Raw genomic sequence first — 16,348 nt, forward strand, 5'->3', positions numbered from 1 at the left:
CTGTTTGATCAGGCGAGGGACTTTGCAGCGGTTGTCAGGTAAAAGAAGTCGGCGTTATGCGCGGAAATAGCGAGGAAATTTCGTCTTAACTTCAGGTAAACCGAGGCTTGGTCGTAGGAGTCGGATTACAGCTGGAACAGTCTTACAACTTCAACTGCCCAATCGCCTTGCTCAACTCCCCGGCCAGCGTCGCCAGTTCATTGCTGGTAGTCGCCGACGCCACGGTTTGATGTACGGTGTTTTCGGTCACATCGCGAATGCTCACCACGGCGCGGTTCATCTCTTCGGCAACATGGCTTTGCTGCTCGGCGGCCACGGCGATCTGGGTGTTGCTTTCGCGCATCTGTGCCACGGCCCCGGTGATTTCAGCCAAGGCCACCCCAGCTTCCTGGGCCTGCTGGACGCAGTCATCGGCCTTGAATGAGCTTTCCTGCATGAAGTCCACGGCGTCGCGGGTACCGGCTTGCAGCGCCGAGACCATGCGGGTGATTTCGTCGGTGGAGCTTTGCACACGCTTGGCCAGGTTGCGCACTTCGTCGGCGACTACCGCGAAACCGCGGCCCATTTCCCCGGCGCGGGCGGCTTCGATGGCGGCGTTGAGGGCAAGCAGGTTGGTCTGTTCGGCGATGCTGTGGATCACCCCGACCACGCCGTTGATTTTCTGGCTGTCTTCGGCCAGTTTCTGGATCATTTCGGCGGTCTGCTGTACCCCACTGGACAGCCCGGCGATCGAACGCTGTACCCGGGTGACCACGGCCTGGCCGCTGCCGGCGAGGGTGTCGGCGGACTGCGACAAGTCACGGGTGGCGCCCGCGTGCTGGGCGATGTGGTAGACGGTGGCGGTCATTTCGTTGATGGCGGTGGCGGCCTGGTCGGTTTCGCTTTGCTGGCCCAGCATGCCGTGTTGCACCTCGTTCATGCTGCTGGCCAGGCGTGCGGCGCCGTCGTCCAGTTGCCGGGCGGTGCGTGCCACGGTATTGACCACGCGCTGGTAACCGGCTTGCATGGCGTTGAAGGCGCTGGCCATCTGGCCGACTTCATCCTTGCAGGCCAACGGCACCCGCGCCGACAGGTCACCAGTTTTTTCAACGTGCAGCATTACGTCCTTGAGGGTGTTGAGCTGACTGAGCAGGAAGCGGATCAACAACTGCGAGGCGCCGAGCATGGCCAGCATCAGGACTGCCACGGCAACGGCGTAATTGGCGAAGCGTTCACTGAACACCTGGCTCAGGCTCGGCGCGTAGGCGAGGACTGCGACCTGCTGACCGTCGGCCCGGCTGATCACCTCGGCGCCGATCAGCGGGTTTTCACCGAACAACGGCATGGGGTTGAGTTCAGTCCAGCCGTTGGCAGCGCTCAGGGCGGGCAGGTCCTGGGGGATCTGGCCTTTGGAAAATGCGAGCCATTGCTCACCAGTGGGCAAGGCTCTGTCGGCTGGCCAGGCGCTTAGCAAGCGTCCCTGAGCCTGGGCCGATGCCTGTGACGCCTGGCTACGCGCCTGTTGTTCAAGCTGTACCGCGTACAGCACCAGCAGCAGGGTGGTGATGAAGGCGACCGCGTTGACGGCCCAGAATTTGTATTTGAGCGAGATATTGCTAAGCCAGGCACCCATGGAAGGTTTTCTCTGATAGCGGAAACGGTATTGGCAAGGTGCCATTATTGTGCCGCTATTCAGAACAGCGCTTTTGATATGGGTCAATGCGCCGCATCAATCGATGGCAGGCAAGCCGAAAAAGCGCCGGGCGCACGCGGTGCTGTGCAGCGCCAGGTCTTCCATTGTTTCGTTACGGTGCAGGGCCACTTCGCGCAGTACTTCGGGCAGGTACGCCGGCTCATTGCGACCGTTCTTTGGTTTGGGGCGCAACGTGCGTGGCAGCAGGTAGGGCGCATCGCTTTCCAGCATCAGGCGGCCTCGGGGAATGTCCCTGACCAGTGAATGCAGGTGGGTGCCACGGCGTTCGTCGCAGATCCAGCCCGTGATGCCAATGTGCAAATCCAGGTCCAGGTAGCTGAACAGCGCTGCCTGTTCGCCAGTGAAGCAGTGCACCACGGCGGCTGGCAGGTGGTCGCGGTAGTCCTTGAGGATCTCCAGCAGACGCTGGTTGGCATCGCGCTCATGGAGAAACACCGGCAGTTGCAGCTCGACGGCCAGGGCGAGGTGTTCTTCGAGGACTTTTTCCTGCTGGGGGCGAGGGGAGAAGTCCCGGTTGAAATCCAGCCCGCATTCACCCACGGCGCGCACTCGACTGTCGCCCAGCAAGCTGCGCAGGCGTTGGGCGCTGTCGCTGTTCCAGTCGCTGGCAGAGTGAGGGTGAATGCCGGCGGTGCTGAACAGGCGCTGGCCGCTTTCGTCGAGTTTTACACACAATTGCAGTGCCTGTTCGCTGCCTTCGACACTCGTGCCGGTGAGTACCAATTGCTGCACGCCAGCGGCGTAAGCGCGTTCGAGAACGGCCGTGTGCCTCTCGTCGAAACTGGGGTTGGTCAGGTTGACGCCAATATCAATGAGTTGCATGGTGCTATCTCCGCCTGCGGCCGGAAAGCATATCAGAGCTGTAGATTGATAAGAAAAACCAAGAACTACAACACGTTAACGCTGTCTTTGAACGTCGCAAGCGACATTGTGGTGGACCGATTGCCTACCACCGTGGCGCCGTTGCACGCCTTGCCAGCGCATAAAGCGCTCTGTTTCTGACCACCAGCACGTCGTTATTCGCGAAGGTGCTGGCCAGTTTTCTTTTCGGAGAGCGGATGATCCGACCCTCGGCGTTGCTTATGTTGTGCCTGACGTTGCTGCTGCCCATGGCGGCGGTCGCACGTCTGGATGGGCCGCTGCAAGTGGCCAAGCCCGGCAAGGTCCGCGACCTCGCGCAAATTCGCTCCAGCCGCACTCTGCGCGTATTGGTCAACCAGAGCCGCAACAGTTCCGGTGAAGTGCAGGGCCAGGCCATCGGTGTCGAATACCATCGGTTGCGTGCCTTCGAGCAGTACCTCAATGGCCATGCCCGTGATGGGCAGGCCATCAATCTCAAGATCATCCCCAAGGCCAAGGACCAGTTACTCGGCGCGCTGGCCCGTGGCGAGGGCGACCTGGTGGCGCCCGGTGAGTTGCTGGACGTGAAGGGCGTGCACAAGGTCAGCGCCAGCGACCCGATTGTCAGCGATGTGCCGTTGTGGCTGGTGGGCGTCAAGGGTGAACGACGCTTTACCAGGCTGGAGCAACTGTCAGGTCGCACGCTGACGCTGACCACGGGCAGTGCGGCGGCGGATGCCATCAGTCAGGTCAATCAAAAACTGGCTCTGCACAAGCGCCCCCCCGTGAAAGTCGAATGGGTTGACCCCAGCCTGGCGGTGGAAGACGTCCTGGAGATGGTGCAGGCCGGGATTTTTCACCTGACGATCGTGGAAAAACCCATTGCCCAACGCTGGTCGAAAATTCTGCCCAAGTTGCGCTTTGACAAGCAGGTGGTGATCAGCGAGCCGGGCGACGAGTTCTGGTTTGTGCGCCAGGATGCCTCGATGCTGCGCGCCAGCATTGATCGGTTTCTCAAGACCTATCACACGCCTTCCGACCAGGATGTGGCATTCCAGCGTATCTATCGACGCCTCTACCAGGTCCGTAACCCGTTGGCGCGGGCTGACCGCCAGCGCCTGGAAAAACTGCGCCCGGTCCTGCAAAAACATGCACGTGAGCAAGGTATGGACTGGCTGAACCTGGCGGCGTTGGCGTTCAAGGAGTCTTCCCTGGACCCAGGCGCACGCAACAGCGGCGGCCCTACCGGCCTGATGCAGATCACGCCGTCGGCGGCCCAACGGGTGGGGGTCAACAATATCGAGACGCTCGACAATAATGTGCAAGCGGGGGCACGTTACCTGGCGATGATCCGCCGCAAGTTTTTCGCCAGCCCCAAGCTCAATGAGCGTGAGCGCATGGCCTTTATGCTAGCGGCGTACAACATGGGGCCGGAGCGAGTACAGGGCATGCGCACCGAGGCCAAGCGCCGTGGGCTTAACCCCAATCAGTGGTTCTTCCAGGTTGAACGCATTGCCATGGAGCAGGTAGGGATGGGCGGCGTCAGCTATGTTAATAGCGTCAACAAGTATTATTTGGCGTTCGATCGGCAGCGGGAGTCCTTGGAGCCGCCCGCGGCTAAAATTGCATCGCGTAAATAATCGAATTTTTAGATGTCAATTAGGCAATATTTTGGCTTTTATCATTGTTTAAACTGATTAATATAGCGGCCAACCAACCCCTACCTGGAAAAGGATTTACCCCCATGAGCCCAATGATTACCCGTGTACTGTCCACTCGCGCCGGTTATGGCCTGACTATTCTGCGAATTTTCGTCGGCATCATCTTCGCTGCCCACGGTTCGCAAAAACTCTTCGGCTGGTTTGGCGGTGGTGGCCTGGCGGGCACCGCACAATGGATGGAAAGCATCGGCCTGGCGCCGGGCACGCTGATGGCGCTGCTGTCGGGCGGTACCGAGTTCTTCGCCGGCCTGGCCCTGATCATCGGTTTGTTGGTTCGCCCTGCCGCATTGGGCCTGACCTTCCTGACACTGGTGGCGATTTTCTCTGTACACATCCACAACGGGCTGTTCATGGCCAACAACGGTTATGAGTTCGCACTGGCGTTGCTCGGCGGCGCGTTGGCGGTGTTGTTGGAAGGTGCGGGCAAATTGTCTGTCGACCGCGCGATCACTCACTGATCGTTTAGCAAGCTGTACAGAAGGCCCGCTGATGCGGGCCTTTTCGTTGCCCGGGATTCTTGACACTGCCCCACCGGCTTCTCTAGGATGCTGCTCATGCGCCGATTTAAACAGCTAATTGCGGGGCGCCACTGGGACTCAATGCAGCCCGACAGAAGCACGCTTGCTCACGCAGGGCGTTCTTCGAAATACCGCTAAAGCGCTGGTTCGGTGTTGCCTCTCACCTGCCCGCAGACTTTTGAGGCAGAGACACGACACGATGAATGCACTACGCCCTCTCATACGCCTGGCCCCGATCACCGCGGACCTGACTCAACGCAATCCGAAAATCCTTCTGGGCGGTAAGCACCAGCCGACGCTGCTGCGTTATCTGGACGGCTGGCCACGCCGTTCCGGTCGACCTTCGGCGTTCCTGATCCAGTTTGTTGAAGACGGCGATTCCCTGGCCCGTTTTGCCAGCGATAGTTTCGACCTGGCAGTGATCCAGGCACCGAATGCCAGCAACGCCGTTGAGGTGATCCATCAACTGACACGCATTGCCCGCCAAGGCCTGATTACCCGTCGCTGAGCGAGTGGTGATAGGCCGCCAACGTAGATGTTCGACGCCTTCGCTGGTATAGGAAAAGTACCCAGGCAATCAGGCACAGCAGCAGCGGTATTGTGGCGACCATCAGCCATTGCAGATATCGTTCGAAACGCAGCAGCGGGGCGTATGCCTGGGTCTTGAGCGCCTGCAACTCGATAGGCAATTGCAGGCGCTCTTTGTTGAGTGCCTGCAACTGGGTAGTGGTATCCACGGCTTGGGTCATGAGGCTGGTGTGGGGTGGGTTCAACCTGCGCCATGCTTGTTCTGTCTGCTCAAGTCGTCGCTCCATCGCAGTCGCACTTTTGCGATAAGCCTGTGCGGCTTCGTCGCGCATGTGTTCTAGCCTGCGCAGTGGTTGGCGCATCACACGGGATTGAATATTTCTGAGTGCCTCGGGCGCCGCCAGATTATCCAACGTGTTCAATACAAACTGCGCGTTGCCGTTGGGTAGGGCGTTGTTGAGCGTGTCCGCGAGCAAGTCCGTGTCGGCCACGATCACCATCTGGATCTGTTCTGCCCTCTGCAGCCCGGGCGGCTGGCCCTCCAGGCCGTCGGGAAACGCTGAATAAGCGGGCCCGTCAAGGCGGGCGGCGATGACATGGCGCTGTCCTGAAGTCGCTGATTCATCTATGAGTGAGTCGAACGTGGTAGCGGAAGCAAAGCGTTCTGCGTCCACCAATGCCGATTGGCGTGAGCTCAGCAGAAGCGGGGTCAACAGCGAGCGGCTTTTGGGGGCCAAGGAGAGCGCGCCGCTGCTCGATACGATGACCGAATGCAGTCCCCAGGTGCTGATATCCGACCTGGTCATTGCCTGCCTTGGCAGATGTAGCCTGGCCGGGTGCAGTACCGCGGGCATTCCGGTGTCGGGCGTTGCTGATGAGGCATAAAGATTATCGACCAGCAACTTGTCCGCAGGCATCTGGATACCCCATGCGGTCAGCAGCGCATCCAGCCTGGCGTTTGTGGATATGGCGTCGGCGCCTATCTCGCTCACCGGGTCGATGAACATCATCAGCTTGCCGCCTTTGAGTACCCATTGCTCAAGGGCATATAGGGCTCGACCAGATAGAGCGTGTGGCTGTACAACCATCAGTGTGTTCATGGAGGGCGGTACTTGGGTGATGTTCGCTGCCAATTCCACCACACTGAATTGCTCGCGCATCAACTCCAGTAACCCACCGGCCGATTTGTCCAAGGGCAGTCCCGACAGTAGGCCAACAGTGGGGCGATCAGGGTGCATCAACTTGTAGATCAGGTGGCTGATTTCATACTCGAGCAATGATTCATGCTCAGGGCTGAACGCTTGGATGCGTTGGGCGCCCTGGCCGGCACGCGTACCGATAAGGCCAAGGAATCCTTGTGTGTCATCAAGGCCAAACAAGCTGGCTTTATAGGCGTCCTCAGAGAACGGGGTGGGGTTGATAATATGTAAGTTGATCATGCCGTTGGCAGCTTTTTCGAATTCCTTGAGCAAGTCTTCCACGCGCCGGCCATAACGTTTCAATACCGGTTTTTTTTGCGGTGCATTGAGGGTGTTGAAGAAATATAAGTCCAGTTGGCTTTCAAGTGAAACGAGTAATTGCCGCGCCGATGGCGATAGGGTGTGGGTGTTTTCTTGGGAAAAGTCCCAACGGACAGTTGGCAGTTTGGGTACCCAGACTAAATTGAATGCCAGAAACAGTAGTGATATGACGATCAATGTCATACCCGCGCGAAAAGCGGATCCCATCAGTGGCGTTCCTATGTCAGCTGTTTCTGTAGTTGAGTGTGAGGGTGGTCGCAAACAGAAAAGCCAAGATCATGCTTATGAAGTACAGGCAGTCATGCAATGTCAACTTGCCGTTATCCATCGCGCTGAAGCGGGAAATCGGATCAAGGGATATCAAACTGTCGATAATCCATATGGGGGTCTGCTGTTCCAGTGCATCCAACATTGAAGATATCCCACTGGCGGCCAGCAACAAGCACAGCGTCAAGAGGGAAATCATAACGCGTTGGTTCGTCAGCACACAGGCAAAGCAACCGACAGAGAGATAGCTTCCCGCCAATAACCAACTGGCGAAGAACTGTGATGCGATAACGGTATTGTCGGGGGTGCCAAGGTAATTGACAGCCATCACCCAAGGGAAATTAAGCATCAAAGCGATGCCACAGACGATCCATGCCGCCATAAACTTTCCAACCACTCGCTGCGTCGGAGTGACGGGTAAGGATTTCAATGTGTCGCAAAACCCGGTATTGGATTCGTCGGACCATAACTGCGTCGATAAAATCGGTACCAGTAGCAGATAGAGCCAAGGATGCAGTTCGAAGAACGCCTGCAAATCGCTGCTGTTTTGTTCCAGCCAGTGATGGCTGTGCAACCCCAGCGTCGCACCCAGCACGAGAAAAACCGCCACACTCAGATAAGTGCTCGGTGACGAGGCAAAGCTGGCGAGTTGTCGTTTGAAAATGATGGCTAGCAGTCTCAAGGATTTACCTCATGGCTCAGATGGTGAACGACATCGTTCAGGCGACCCGGCTCCAGATTCATTGACGTTATGTTCCAGCCACGGTGGGTGATGAGCGCGTTGATTGAAGGGAAGATGGAGTGCCCGGGCATGGCCAGAACAGTCACCTTGCCGGGGGCATGCCGGTCTTCTTCGATGCCTGCGACGCCAGGTAATACGGCAAGCGCCAGCAAATCCAGCGGGGTGTCCGCCGCCAGGGTCACCGCTTGGAAATGCCGGGAACTGCGTTGCAAATCCGGCAGTGAAGCGTCGGCCACCAGGCGGCCGTCGGCGATGACCAAGGCACGGGTGCAGGTATCCGCTAACTCTTGATAACGGCGGGAGGCGATGATGATCGTCATTTCCTCGGTCAGGGATTGGATGAGTGCCCTGAACTTGAGCCGTTGATCAGGGCATAGTCCCTCCGTAGGCTCATCCAGCAGAAGCAGGCTTGGGGAGTGCAGGAGTGCCTGGGCCATTGCGACTCTGCGCTTCAAGCCAAGTGGAAGCACATCGATCGGGCAGTTGAGCACTGGCAGCAGTTCCAGTCGCGTGACTACTTGCTCGACTCGACTGCGCTTTTCAACACCGCTCAAACCGCGAATAGCGGCAATAAAATTGAGCATATGCCTGACGGACATCCTGTGATGATTGAGGCCTTCCTGGAGTTGATAGCCAACGACTTTTTTGGCTTGGAGTGAATGGGTCTGGGTACTGAAGCCTTGGATAGTGATTTGTCCTGAAGTAGGTTTGATTGCCCCGGCAATCAAACTCAGCAGTGCTGTTTTTCCTGCACCACTCTCTCCCAGCAGGGCCACACACTCCTGGCGCTGGGCGCAGAAGGAGAGGTTGGTGATAACGCTTTTTTTGCCCAGCTGTTTTGTCAAGTTGCTTATCTCGATCATATTTTTACCGAATAAGTTTTGCAGGGCGTGTGAGAGGTGCCGGCCGTATGGGAGAGAGCTTTAAAAAGGGTACGTTCAATAAAGTGGCTTGGGAACGCGAGACGTAACTAATAAGAAGAATCCTACGTTCGGCTCGATAATTCGCTGAAACAATTGTTTTGTTTGGAAGACTTATTAAAGCTCGGATGTTTATCTGGTGTTTATATAAGGTTTTTTCTTTTGTAATGAGGCCTGATTGCCATGATGCTTCTACGTACTCTTGTTCTTGAACGTAACGACGAAGACGCGCCCGTTAACGGCGCGTTGCTGTGTGGGTTCGCTGTCACGCAAACCGGGTCCAACTTTCTCGTGTATAGCCTGGATGAGGAGACCGAACCCGGTCACTCCCGGGTCTATATCGCGGTATTACGTAAAAAGCTCGAACGCTATTTTCTGGGGGGGGTTGATTCAAAAGAGGACCTGCAATCAGCGATGCAGGTCTTCAAGCAGATCCTGATGATGGCGGCCGCGTCAGGTTCGAAGGCAAGCTCGATTGGCGACGCTGAGGTTCCCTTTCACTTTATTGACTTGAAGGGCTGCCGGCTGCCGCCTGCCAGGCCCGAGGATCATCACTCGGTGATCATCAAGAAGGCATTGGTCATGAAGGTGATCACCTTGGGTATGTCTGCGCCGGCGTTGCCTGCGATCGAAAGCAGCGCAGTGATCGTGCCGTCCATTCGCTTTTCGTCGCAAATGGTTGCGCCTCCCCGAAATCCGCGCGCACCCACGGCTGTGCCGCAGCCTGTGGATGAAGACACCTTTGAAGAGCCGGCGCAGTCGCTGGCCGCGATACCGCAGTTGCAGGTCAAGACCAGTGCGCCGCCTGTCCCGGATGAACAAAATGACAGTCAGTTTGAGCCAAACAACCTGCGGCTGGAGCCACCCGAGCCCGACCACTTGGACCCGCCTGCCCACCTGGAACATACCTCTTTGCTTGAAATGGACAGCGCGCTGAGCAATCTGGCCAAGGTCGCCCAAGAGTTGACGCAAAAAAAATGCGCCGTCCTCGAGAAAGAACAAATGCTTGAACAGTGGCAGGCGTCCCTGCAACAGCAGCAGAGCCAACTGGATGAAAAAGGCCGTGAACTTGAGCAGCGCCATACCTATTTGCAGAAGCAGGGGTTGGAGGTCAGTCAGAAAGCCGAAAAGCTGACAATGATGATGTTGCAGTTGTCCGGCATGCGCCAGCGCATGCAGGGCATGCTGCTTGAGTTGGATCAAGTCCTGGAGGGCCATGGGTGAGGTTACAGGGGGCGCCGGCCTGGATACTTTCCAGGGTTCATTTATCATCAGTCCCAGCCAGCCGCTGCCTGGGCATGATGCCCTGGCGTATCGGCACCATTAGACATTGCCTGGGGATGTGAGCGTTTGAGTACCAAGCTGATTACCAAAGAGGGTCATGAAGCGCTGAAAAAAGAGCTGGATTACCTATGGCGTGAAAAACGTCCGGATACCACGCGTAAAGTGACCTGGGCAGCCTCCCTGGGAGATCGCAGTGAAAACGCCGATTACCAGTACAACAAGAAGCTGCTGCGCGAGATCGACCGACGGGTGCGTTACCTGCGCAAACGCCTGGAAGACATGCGGGTGGTGGAGTACATGCCCGAGCAGGAGGGAAAGGTGTTTTTCGGCGCATGGGTCGAAATCGAAAACGAACAGGGCGAGGCCAAGCGTTTTCGCATCGTGGGTTATGACGAGATCTACGACCGTATGGATTACATCTCCATCGACTCACCCATGGCACGGGCCCTGCTGCGCAAGGAGGTGGATGACGAGGCAGTCGTACAGACCCCAGGCGGAGAGGTGTGCTGGTGGATCACCAAGATCGAATATGTAAAGCCGGCCTGATGGCACGTACCCTTGGTAGAGTACGCGCCATCGGGGGTCAGCTTTCGCGCAGAACGGTCAGCGGGCTGGCATTCAGTGCGCGGCGCGTGCCGAATACCCCGGCAGCGCCAATCAGCAAGGCACCGATTACGGGCAGCAGTAACAACCACGGGTGGGGGTGCCACGCCAGGTCAAATGCATAGCGGTACAGCACCCAGGTCACCAGTTCGGTGCCCAGTGCCGCCAACAAGCCACTGACGGCGCCCAGCAGGCCGAACTCAATGCGTCGGGCCTTGACCAGCAACTTACGCTCGGCACCTAAGGCGCGTAGCAATGCACCTTGGCGGATTCGTTCATCCAGGGTGGCCTGCAGGCCAGAGAACAACACCGCCATGCCCGCCGCGAGGACAAACAACAGCACGTATTCGACTGCCAGCGTTACTTGGGCAAGGATGCTGCGCAACTGCTCCAGCAGGGCCTCGACCTGCAGGATAGTCACCGCCGGGAAGGCCCGTGAGAGGTCGACGATCTGTTGGTCATGGCCGGGAGCCAGATAGAAGCTTGTCAGGTAGGTCGCCGGCAGATCCTTCAAGGTGCCCGGTTGGAAAATCATGAAGAAGTTGGGCTGGAAGTTATCCCAGTTGATGGTGCGCAGGCTGGTGACCCGCGCTTCACGGTTTTCCCCGCCGATGGTGAACAACAGATGGTCGTTGAGCTTGAGCTTCAAGCTCTCGGCCACTTTGGCTTCCACCGACACGCCAGGAACCCCGTCAGTGGGTTGCGCCGACCACCAGGTACCTGCCGTCAGGACGTTACCCGCTGGCAGGTCGGCTGCCCAAGTCAGGCTCAGGTCACGTTGAGTGGCACGGTCGCCACTGGAGTCCTTGCTGACAATCTCCTGCACGGCTTCGCCATTGATGCTGATCAGGCGCCCCGGCACCACCGGGTAGAGCGGCGCTGCTTGTGCCTGGACGTCCAGCAGCCGGGCGCCAAAGGCGTCCTTGTCGGCTGGCAGGATATTGAGGGCGAAGTAGTTGGGCGCATCCTTGGGCAACTGGTTTTGCCAGGTGTCGAGCAATTCGCCCCGCAACAGCGCGATCAACCCCATGGACAACAGGATCAAGCCAAAGGCCAGGGATTGGCCCGCTGCCGCCAACGGGTGACGCAACAATTGGCCCAGGCCCAGGCGCCATGGCAGGGAGGCGCGAGCCAGTAACCGCCGCAGGCTCTGTAGTAACAACAGCAGCAAGCCACCCAGGAGCAGCGCAGCGACTACACCGCCGCCGAGTAATGCGAAGGTCAATACCAGGTCCAGGCTCAAGCGCCACATGATGAGGCCCAAGGCAAACAGTGCCGCGCCGTAGACCATCCAAGTACTTGAAGGAATAGGCAGCAAATCGCGGCGCAATACCCGCAGCGGTGGTACCCGCCCCAGTGCGGCCAGCGGCGGGAGGGCGAAGCCGGCGAGGGCGACCAGCCCGGTGCCGATCCCGGCGACAGCCGGCAGCAACCCGCCTGGCGGTACGTCGGCGGGCAGCAGGTCGTGCAGGAAGTAGAACAGGCCAAATTGCGCCAGCCAGCCGAGCAGGGCGCCGGCCAGGCTTGCCAGCAAGCCCAGCACGCTCAGTTGCAGGCTGAACAGCAGCATGGCTTCACGGCGCGACAGACCCAGGCAGCGCAACAACGCGCTGGCATCGAAACGTCGACTGGCGAAGCGGTTGGCCGACAGCGCCACGGCCACGCCAGCCAGCAGCACGGCCACCAGGCTGGCCATGTTCAGGTAACGTTCGGCCTTGCCCAGCGCGCCGCCGATTTGCTGGTTGCCATCGCGGGAGTCCTGCAGCCGCTGGTTGGCAGCCAGGCCCGGTTTGACCAGGTCGCGATAGGTTTGCAGCGCAGTGCTGCCTTGTGGCGCACGCCATAGTTCGCGGTAGCTCACACGGCTGCCTGGCTGGACGACACCGGTGGCGTCCAGGTCCGCCAGGTTGATCATGACCCTGGGCGTGAGGCTGTAGAAGTTCCCGGCCCGGTCGGGCTCGTAGGTCAGGATGCGCGCCAGGCGCAGGGTCTTCATGCCGACATCGATGCTGTCGCCGATTTTCAGGTCCAGCGCCGTCAGCAATCGTGCTTCCACCCAGGCGTCACCGGGTTTGGGACCACCGCCAGGGGTTTGCGTACCGAAGGGCTCGGTGCTGCTTTTAAGCTCGCCGCGCAAGGGGTACTGCTCGTTGACCGCCTTGATGCTGGAGAGCTGGATGCCATTATCGGTGGCGATAACGCTGGAGAACTCCACGATACGAGCGTGATCCAGGCCCAGTTCGGTCCCGGATTTGATTTGCTCGGGCCGGGCCGGCGAGCTGCCTTCGAGCACCAGGTCGGCGCCGAGGAATTCGGTGGCGCGCAGCAGCATGGCGCCGTTGAGGCGTGCACCAAAGTAGCCGATGGCGGTGCTGGCAGCCACGGCCACCAGCAGGGCAAAGAACAGCACGCGCAATTCGCCGGCGCGGGCATCGCGCAGTAACTGACGCATGGCAAGGCTGAACAGACGCAACAGCGGCAAACGTGCCATCAAGGCTCCAGGGGCGCGACCATCAGGCCGGCTTCAAGGCGGATCAGGCGTCGGCAACGGTGGGCCAGGCGCTCGTCGTGGGTGACCAGTACCAGGGTCGTACCGCTCTCTTTATTCAACTCGAACAGCAGATCGCTGATGCGCTCGCCAGTATGGCTGTCGAGGTTGCCGGTGGGCTCGTCGGCAAACAGCACGTCCGGTTCGGCGGCAAACGCGCGGGCTATCGCCACGCGTTGTTGTTCGCCACCGGACAGCTGACGGGGCGAGTGGGTCAGGCGCTGGCCCAGGCCTACGCGCTCCAGCAGGTGTTTGGCTCGCTCGCGGGCGTCCTGGCGACCGTCCAGCTCCAGCGGCAGCATCACGTTTTCCAGTCCATTCAAGCTGTCGAGCAATTGGAAGGATTGGAATACGAAGCCCACATGCTCGGCACGGATGCGTGCGCGCTGGTCTTCGTCGAGGGTGCTCAGGGCTTGCCCGGCCAGGGTGACTTCGCCGCTGCTGGGCAGGTCGAGGCCGGCCAGCAGGCCCAGTAGCGTGGATTTGCCGGAACCGGAGCTGCCGACGATAGCCAGGCTATCGCCCTTGTTCAGTTCTAGGCTCAGTTCGTGCAGGATAGTCAGTTCACCTTCCGCGCTGGGAACCACTTTGCTAAGGTTTCGCGCGGTGAGAATGCTTGCGCCCATGGAGAATCCGATGCGAGTGTGGTTTTTGAGTGCTGGCCTGGCCTTGATGTGCATGGCCCAGAACGCAGCGGCGGGTACAGTCCTGATCGTTGGCGATAGTATCAGTGCCGGTTTCGGCCTGGATACCCGCAAAGGGTGGGTCGCGTTGCTGGAGCAACGGCTCAAGCAGGAGGGTTTTGACGATAAAGTGGTCAATGCTTCCATCAGTGGCGACACCAGCGCGGGAGGCCTCGCGCGCCTGCCCGCGGCGCTTGCAACGCACAAACCGGACGTGGTGGTGATCGAGTTGGGTGGCAACGATGGCTTGCGCGGCCAGCCGCCTGCGCAATTGCAACAAAATCTTGCTTCGATGATCCAGCAGTCCCGGGACAGCGGCGCCAAGGTGCTGCTGTTGGGCATGCAGATTCCGCCCAATTACGGCAAGCGCTATGTCGAAGCCTTTGCCAAGGTATTCGGTGATGTGGCACAGAAAGAAAAGGTGCCGTTTGTGCCGTTTTTCCTCGAGGGCGTGGGTGGCCATCCGGAGTTGATGCAGGCTGACGGGCTACACCCGGCAGTCGCGGCGCAAGACAAGTTGCTGGAAAATGTCTGGCCAACGCTAAAACCGCTGTTATGACGCTTTTCTACCGGCAGGCTTTCGGCTAAGGTGGCGCCCCCCCGATTTGGAGCCCTCGATGTCGCGCCCTGCCTGGTCCCTGTTTAACTACCAACTGATCGAGCCGGACGAGCAGCTGGACCTGTTCGCCTGCCAGGAAGTGCGGGTGCATTTGGTGGCGCGTCAATTGGAACTGGGCGGCTCGATCGATCGCACGCTCTGCGGCACTCTATTGCCGGCACAGCCACGCTGGTCATCGGTCAACCGCTCGATTTTCCAAGACCAGCGACTCTGCCCGTTATGCCGGGCAATTCTCGAATCGCAAAAGCGCGGCACGCCTCCGATCTGGCCGGAGCTGCGCTTCGAGTTATAGAAGCAGCTGCAAGCATCAAGCTGTAAGCTGTAAGCTAGCGGCTGAAAGCTTGTAGCTCGCTTTTAACCCACCCGTCGTCTTGCGAAGGATTTTCCGGATGTTGTCGCGCCTTTCCGTCGTCACCTGCTGCCTGTCTCTTGCTGCGCTTTGTGCGGCGGGCTCGGCGGCGGCCTTGCAGTTGCCCTTGCCGCCGCCCGGTGAGGACATTGTTGGCCAGGTCCAAGTGATCAAGGCCAAGTACGAAGACACCTTTGCCGACCTTGGCACCACCTACGACCTGGGCTATTCGGAAATGGTTGCGGCCAACCCGGGTGTCGATGCCTGGTTGCCGGGGGCGGGCACCGAGATTGTGCTGCCGACACGCTTTATCCTGCCGCCCGGGCCGCGGGAAGGCATTGTGATCAACCTGGCGGAATACCGGCTCTACTACTATCCAAAAGGCCAAAACGTCGTCTATACCTTCCCCCTGGGCATTGGCCGGGAAGGCTGGGGTTCGCCGATCGCCCATACCAGTATCATCGCCAAGACGCCGAATCCGACCTGGACGCCACCGGCCTCGATCAAGGCCGAGCACGCCGCCAACGGTGACCCGCTGCCCAACGTGGTGCCTGCCGGCCCGGACAACCCGCTGGGGCCCTTCAAGTTCACCCTGGGCACGCCGGGTTACCTGATTCACGGCTCCAACATGAAGTTTGGTATCGGCACGCGCACCAGCCACGGTTGCTTCCGCATGTTCAATAACAACGTGTTGGAAATGGCGGGCATGGTGCCGGTAGGCACGTCAGTGCGCATCATCAATGACGCGTACAAGTTCGGCAGCAGTGGTGGCAAGGTTTACCTTGAGGCTCACACGCCGTTGAACGATGACGGTACGCCATCGGTGGTCGACAAGCACACCGCTGTCATCAATGCGTTGCTCAAGCGCGAAGACCTGTCCAATAACCTGCGGGTCAACTGGGACCAGGTGCGTGATGTGGTCGCCGCCGAGGATGGCTTGCCGACCGAAATTGGAGTGCCAGGCGGCGCACCTGTGGCGTCCAGCACCCCGCTCGATCTTCAATAATAAGCCTGAGCGAATATCCCTGTGGGAGCGGGCTTGCTCGCGAAGACGTCGGCCCAGCAAACATTGATGTTGACTGATCCACCGCTTTCGCGAGCAAGCCCGCTCCCACACGCCAAATCAAAGGCAAAAAAAAGCCGACCCATAAATGGATCGGCTTGATAACAACCCCGAAGGATTATTACTTGCGGCTTGCTTTTTCAAGCATGCGCAGAGCGCGCTCGTTAGCTTCGTCAGCAGTCTGTTGTGCTTTTTGAGCAGCAGCCAGAGCTTCATCAGCTTTACGGTAGGCTTCGTCTGCACGGGCCTGGGAGCGAGCTGCTGCGTCTTCAGTTGCAGTCAGACGAGCTTCGGTTTCTTTGGAGACGCTGCTGCAACCGGTAGCCAGAACTGCGGCCAGAGCCAGAGCAGAGAATTTCAGAACGTTGTTCATCGTGTTCCCCTTCAAGGACTTTCAATTTAATGGCTACTTTCTCAGAGTGAGCTAATAGCCGGCGTACATACTACCCA

Annotated in this window: 16 protein-coding genes; 8 read left to right on the forward strand and 8 right to left on the reverse strand. The window is 58.9% G+C overall.

What is annotated here, in order from left to right; translation table 11 throughout:
* Positions 1 to 142: 142 nt before the first annotated feature.
* Positions 143 to 1,612, reverse strand: coding sequence for a methyl-accepting chemotaxis protein (locus tag GIV26_RS17305; protein ID WP_202691369.1), 1,470 nt, complete (start codon positions 1,610 to 1,612; stop codon positions 143 to 145).
* 96 nt (positions 1,613 to 1,708) lie between these two features.
* Positions 1,709 to 2,515, reverse strand: a complete 807-nt coding sequence (locus GIV26_RS17310) for a TatD family hydrolase (protein WP_054897912.1) — start codon at positions 2,513 to 2,515, stop codon at positions 1,709 to 1,711.
* A 236-nt stretch (positions 2,516 to 2,751) separates the two neighbouring features.
* On the opposite strand from GIV26_RS17310, the gene GIV26_RS17315 reads away from it, so the two are divergent.
* The 3 genes from GIV26_RS17315 (at position 2,752) to GIV26_RS17325 (ending at position 5,280) form a co-directional block, all read left to right on the forward strand.
* Complete coding sequence (locus tag GIV26_RS17315) at positions 2,752 to 4,173, forward strand: transglycosylase SLT domain-containing protein (protein WP_034126720.1); 1,422 nt, start codon at positions 2,752 to 2,754, stop codon at positions 4,171 to 4,173.
* 104 nt (positions 4,174 to 4,277) lie between these two features.
* Positions 4,278 to 4,712, forward strand: coding sequence for a DoxX family protein (locus tag GIV26_RS17320; RefSeq protein WP_003189852.1), 435 nt, complete (start codon positions 4,278 to 4,280; stop codon positions 4,710 to 4,712).
* A 259-nt stretch (positions 4,713 to 4,971) separates the two neighbouring features.
* The gene (locus tag GIV26_RS17325; protein WP_034126721.1) at positions 4,972 to 5,280 is read left to right on the forward strand and encodes a hypothetical protein; all 309 of its coding nucleotides are present in this window, start codon (positions 4,972 to 4,974) and stop codon (positions 5,278 to 5,280) included.
* Here the strand turns inward: GIV26_RS17325 and GIV26_RS17330 are convergent.
* Genes GIV26_RS17330 through GIV26_RS17340 form a run of 3 tightly spaced genes read right to left on the reverse strand, consistent with a single transcriptional unit; the run spans position 5,267 to position 8,692 of the window.
* The gene (locus tag GIV26_RS17330; protein ID WP_236281651.1) at positions 5,267 to 7,027 is read right to left on the reverse strand and encodes a Gldg family protein; all 1,761 of its coding nucleotides are present in this window, start codon (positions 7,025 to 7,027) and stop codon (positions 5,267 to 5,269) included. The genes GIV26_RS17325 and GIV26_RS17330 overlap by 14 nt on opposite strands.
* 16 nt (positions 7,028 to 7,043) lie before the next feature.
* A complete protein-coding gene (locus GIV26_RS17335; RefSeq protein WP_054920162.1) occupies positions 7,044 to 7,769 on the reverse strand; it encodes an ABC transporter permease in 726 nt (241 codons plus the stop codon).
* Positions 7,766 to 8,692 (reverse strand): ABC transporter ATP-binding protein, encoded by a 927-nt coding sequence (locus tag GIV26_RS17340; protein ID WP_054920161.1) that lies wholly within the window; start codon positions 8,690 to 8,692, stop codon positions 7,766 to 7,768. The genes GIV26_RS17335 and GIV26_RS17340 overlap by 4 nt, the downstream gene beginning before the upstream one ends.
* Before the next feature lie 240 nt (positions 8,693 to 8,932).
* Here GIV26_RS17340 and GIV26_RS17345 point away from each other — a divergent pair, with 240 nt between their 5' ends.
* Together GIV26_RS17345 and greB are read left to right on the forward strand one after the other, a co-directional pair.
* Complete coding sequence (locus GIV26_RS17345; RefSeq protein ID WP_054897906.1) at positions 8,933 to 9,973, forward strand: hypothetical protein; 1,041 nt, start codon at positions 8,933 to 8,935, stop codon at positions 9,971 to 9,973.
* Positions 9,974 to 10,099: 126 nt separating this feature from the next.
* Positions 10,100 to 10,579, forward strand: a complete 480-nt coding sequence (greB, locus tag GIV26_RS17350; protein ID WP_054897905.1) for a transcription elongation factor GreB — start codon at positions 10,100 to 10,102, stop codon at positions 10,577 to 10,579.
* Positions 10,580 to 10,616: 37 nt separating this feature from the next.
* Here greB and GIV26_RS17355 read toward each other — a convergent pair whose 3' ends face one another.
* Both GIV26_RS17355 and GIV26_RS17360 read right to left on the reverse strand, forming a co-directional pair.
* Entirely contained in the window at positions 10,617 to 13,127 is a 2,511-nt protein-coding gene (locus GIV26_RS17355; protein WP_105226247.1) for an ABC transporter permease, read from the reverse strand.
* Positions 13,127 to 13,810: an ABC transporter ATP-binding protein gene (locus GIV26_RS17360; protein WP_236281653.1), complete on the reverse strand. Its 684-nt coding sequence runs from the start codon at positions 13,808 to 13,810 to the stop codon at positions 13,127 to 13,129. The genes GIV26_RS17355 and GIV26_RS17360 overlap by 1 nt, the downstream gene beginning before the upstream one ends.
* Before the next feature lie 10 nt (positions 13,811 to 13,820).
* Here GIV26_RS17360 and GIV26_RS17365 point away from each other — a divergent pair, with 10 nt between their 5' ends.
* The 3 genes from GIV26_RS17365 (at position 13,821) to GIV26_RS17375 (ending at position 15,841) form a co-directional block, all read left to right on the forward strand.
* Positions 13,821 to 14,426, forward strand: a complete 606-nt coding sequence (locus GIV26_RS17365; RefSeq protein WP_034126728.1) for an arylesterase — start codon at positions 13,821 to 13,823, stop codon at positions 14,424 to 14,426.
* Positions 14,427 to 14,484: 58 nt separating this feature from the next.
* A complete protein-coding gene (locus tag GIV26_RS17370) occupies positions 14,485 to 14,778 on the forward strand; it encodes a hypothetical protein (RefSeq protein WP_003189866.1) in 294 nt (97 codons plus the stop codon).
* Between the two features lie 97 nt (positions 14,779 to 14,875).
* Positions 14,876 to 15,841: a L,D-transpeptidase family protein gene (locus tag GIV26_RS17375; protein WP_019820319.1), complete on the forward strand. Its 966-nt coding sequence runs from the start codon at positions 14,876 to 14,878 to the stop codon at positions 15,839 to 15,841.
* Positions 15,842 to 16,019: 178 nt separating this feature from the next.
* On the opposite strand, the gene oprI is transcribed toward GIV26_RS17375, so the two are convergent.
* On the reverse strand, positions 16,020 to 16,271 hold the full coding sequence (oprI, locus tag GIV26_RS17380) for an outer membrane lipoprotei OprI (RefSeq protein WP_003172710.1): 252 nt from the start codon (positions 16,269 to 16,271) through the stop codon (positions 16,020 to 16,022).
* Positions 16,272 to 16,348 lie beyond the last annotated feature (77 nt).

This window comes from Pseudomonas sp. PA-1-3F (genome assembly GCF_021609665.1).
Classification (GTDB): Bacteria; Pseudomonadota; Gammaproteobacteria; order Pseudomonadales; family Pseudomonadaceae; genus Aquipseudomonas; species Aquipseudomonas paracarnis.

What these genes read in the sequence shown, in the direction of transcription:
- GIV26_RS17345 (WP_054897906.1), top strand. Translation starts at nt 8,933, where the DNA reads ATGATGCTTCTACGTACTCTTGTTCTTGAACGTAACGACGAAGACGCG.
- GIV26_RS17315 (WP_034126720.1), top strand. Translation starts at nt 2,752, where the DNA reads ATGATCCGACCCTCGGCGTTGCTTATGTTGTGCCTGACGTTGCTGCTG.
- GIV26_RS17325 (WP_034126721.1), top strand. Translation starts at nt 4,972, where the DNA reads ATGAATGCACTACGCCCTCTCATACGCCTGGCCCCGATCACCGCGGAC.
- GIV26_RS17375 (WP_019820319.1), top strand. Translation starts at nt 14,876, where the DNA reads ATGTTGTCGCGCCTTTCCGTCGTCACCTGCTGCCTGTCTCTTGCTGCG.
- GIV26_RS17365 (WP_034126728.1), top strand. Translation starts at nt 13,821, where the DNA reads ATGCGAGTGTGGTTTTTGAGTGCTGGCCTGGCCTTGATGTGCATGGCC.
- GIV26_RS17305 (WP_202691369.1), bottom strand. Translation starts at nt 1,612, where the DNA reads ATGGGTGCCTGGCTTAGCAATATCTCGCTCAAATACAAATTCTGGGCC.
- GIV26_RS17320 (WP_003189852.1), top strand. Translation starts at nt 4,278, where the DNA reads ATGAGCCCAATGATTACCCGTGTACTGTCCACTCGCGCCGGTTATGGC.
- GIV26_RS17370 (WP_003189866.1), top strand. Translation starts at nt 14,485, where the DNA reads ATGTCGCGCCCTGCCTGGTCCCTGTTTAACTACCAACTGATCGAGCCG.
- GIV26_RS17310 (WP_054897912.1), bottom strand. Translation starts at nt 2,515, where the DNA reads ATGCAACTCATTGATATTGGCGTCAACCTGACCAACCCCAGTTTCGAC.
- GIV26_RS17355 (WP_105226247.1), bottom strand. Translation starts at nt 13,127, where the DNA reads ATGGCACGTTTGCCGCTGTTGCGTCTGTTCAGCCTTGCCATGCGTCAG.
- GIV26_RS17360 (WP_236281653.1), bottom strand. Translation starts at nt 13,810, where the DNA reads ATGGGCGCAAGCATTCTCACCGCGCGAAACCTTAGCAAAGTGGTTCCC.
- GIV26_RS17340 (WP_054920161.1), bottom strand. Translation starts at nt 8,692, where the DNA reads ATGATCGAGATAAGCAACTTGACAAAACAGCTGGGCAAAAAAAGCGTT.
- GIV26_RS17330 (WP_236281651.1), bottom strand. Translation starts at nt 7,027, where the DNA reads ATGGGATCCGCTTTTCGCGCGGGTATGACATTGATCGTCATATCACTA.
- oprI (WP_003172710.1), bottom strand. Translation starts at nt 16,271, where the DNA reads ATGAACAACGTTCTGAAATTCTCTGCTCTGGCTCTGGCCGCAGTTCTG.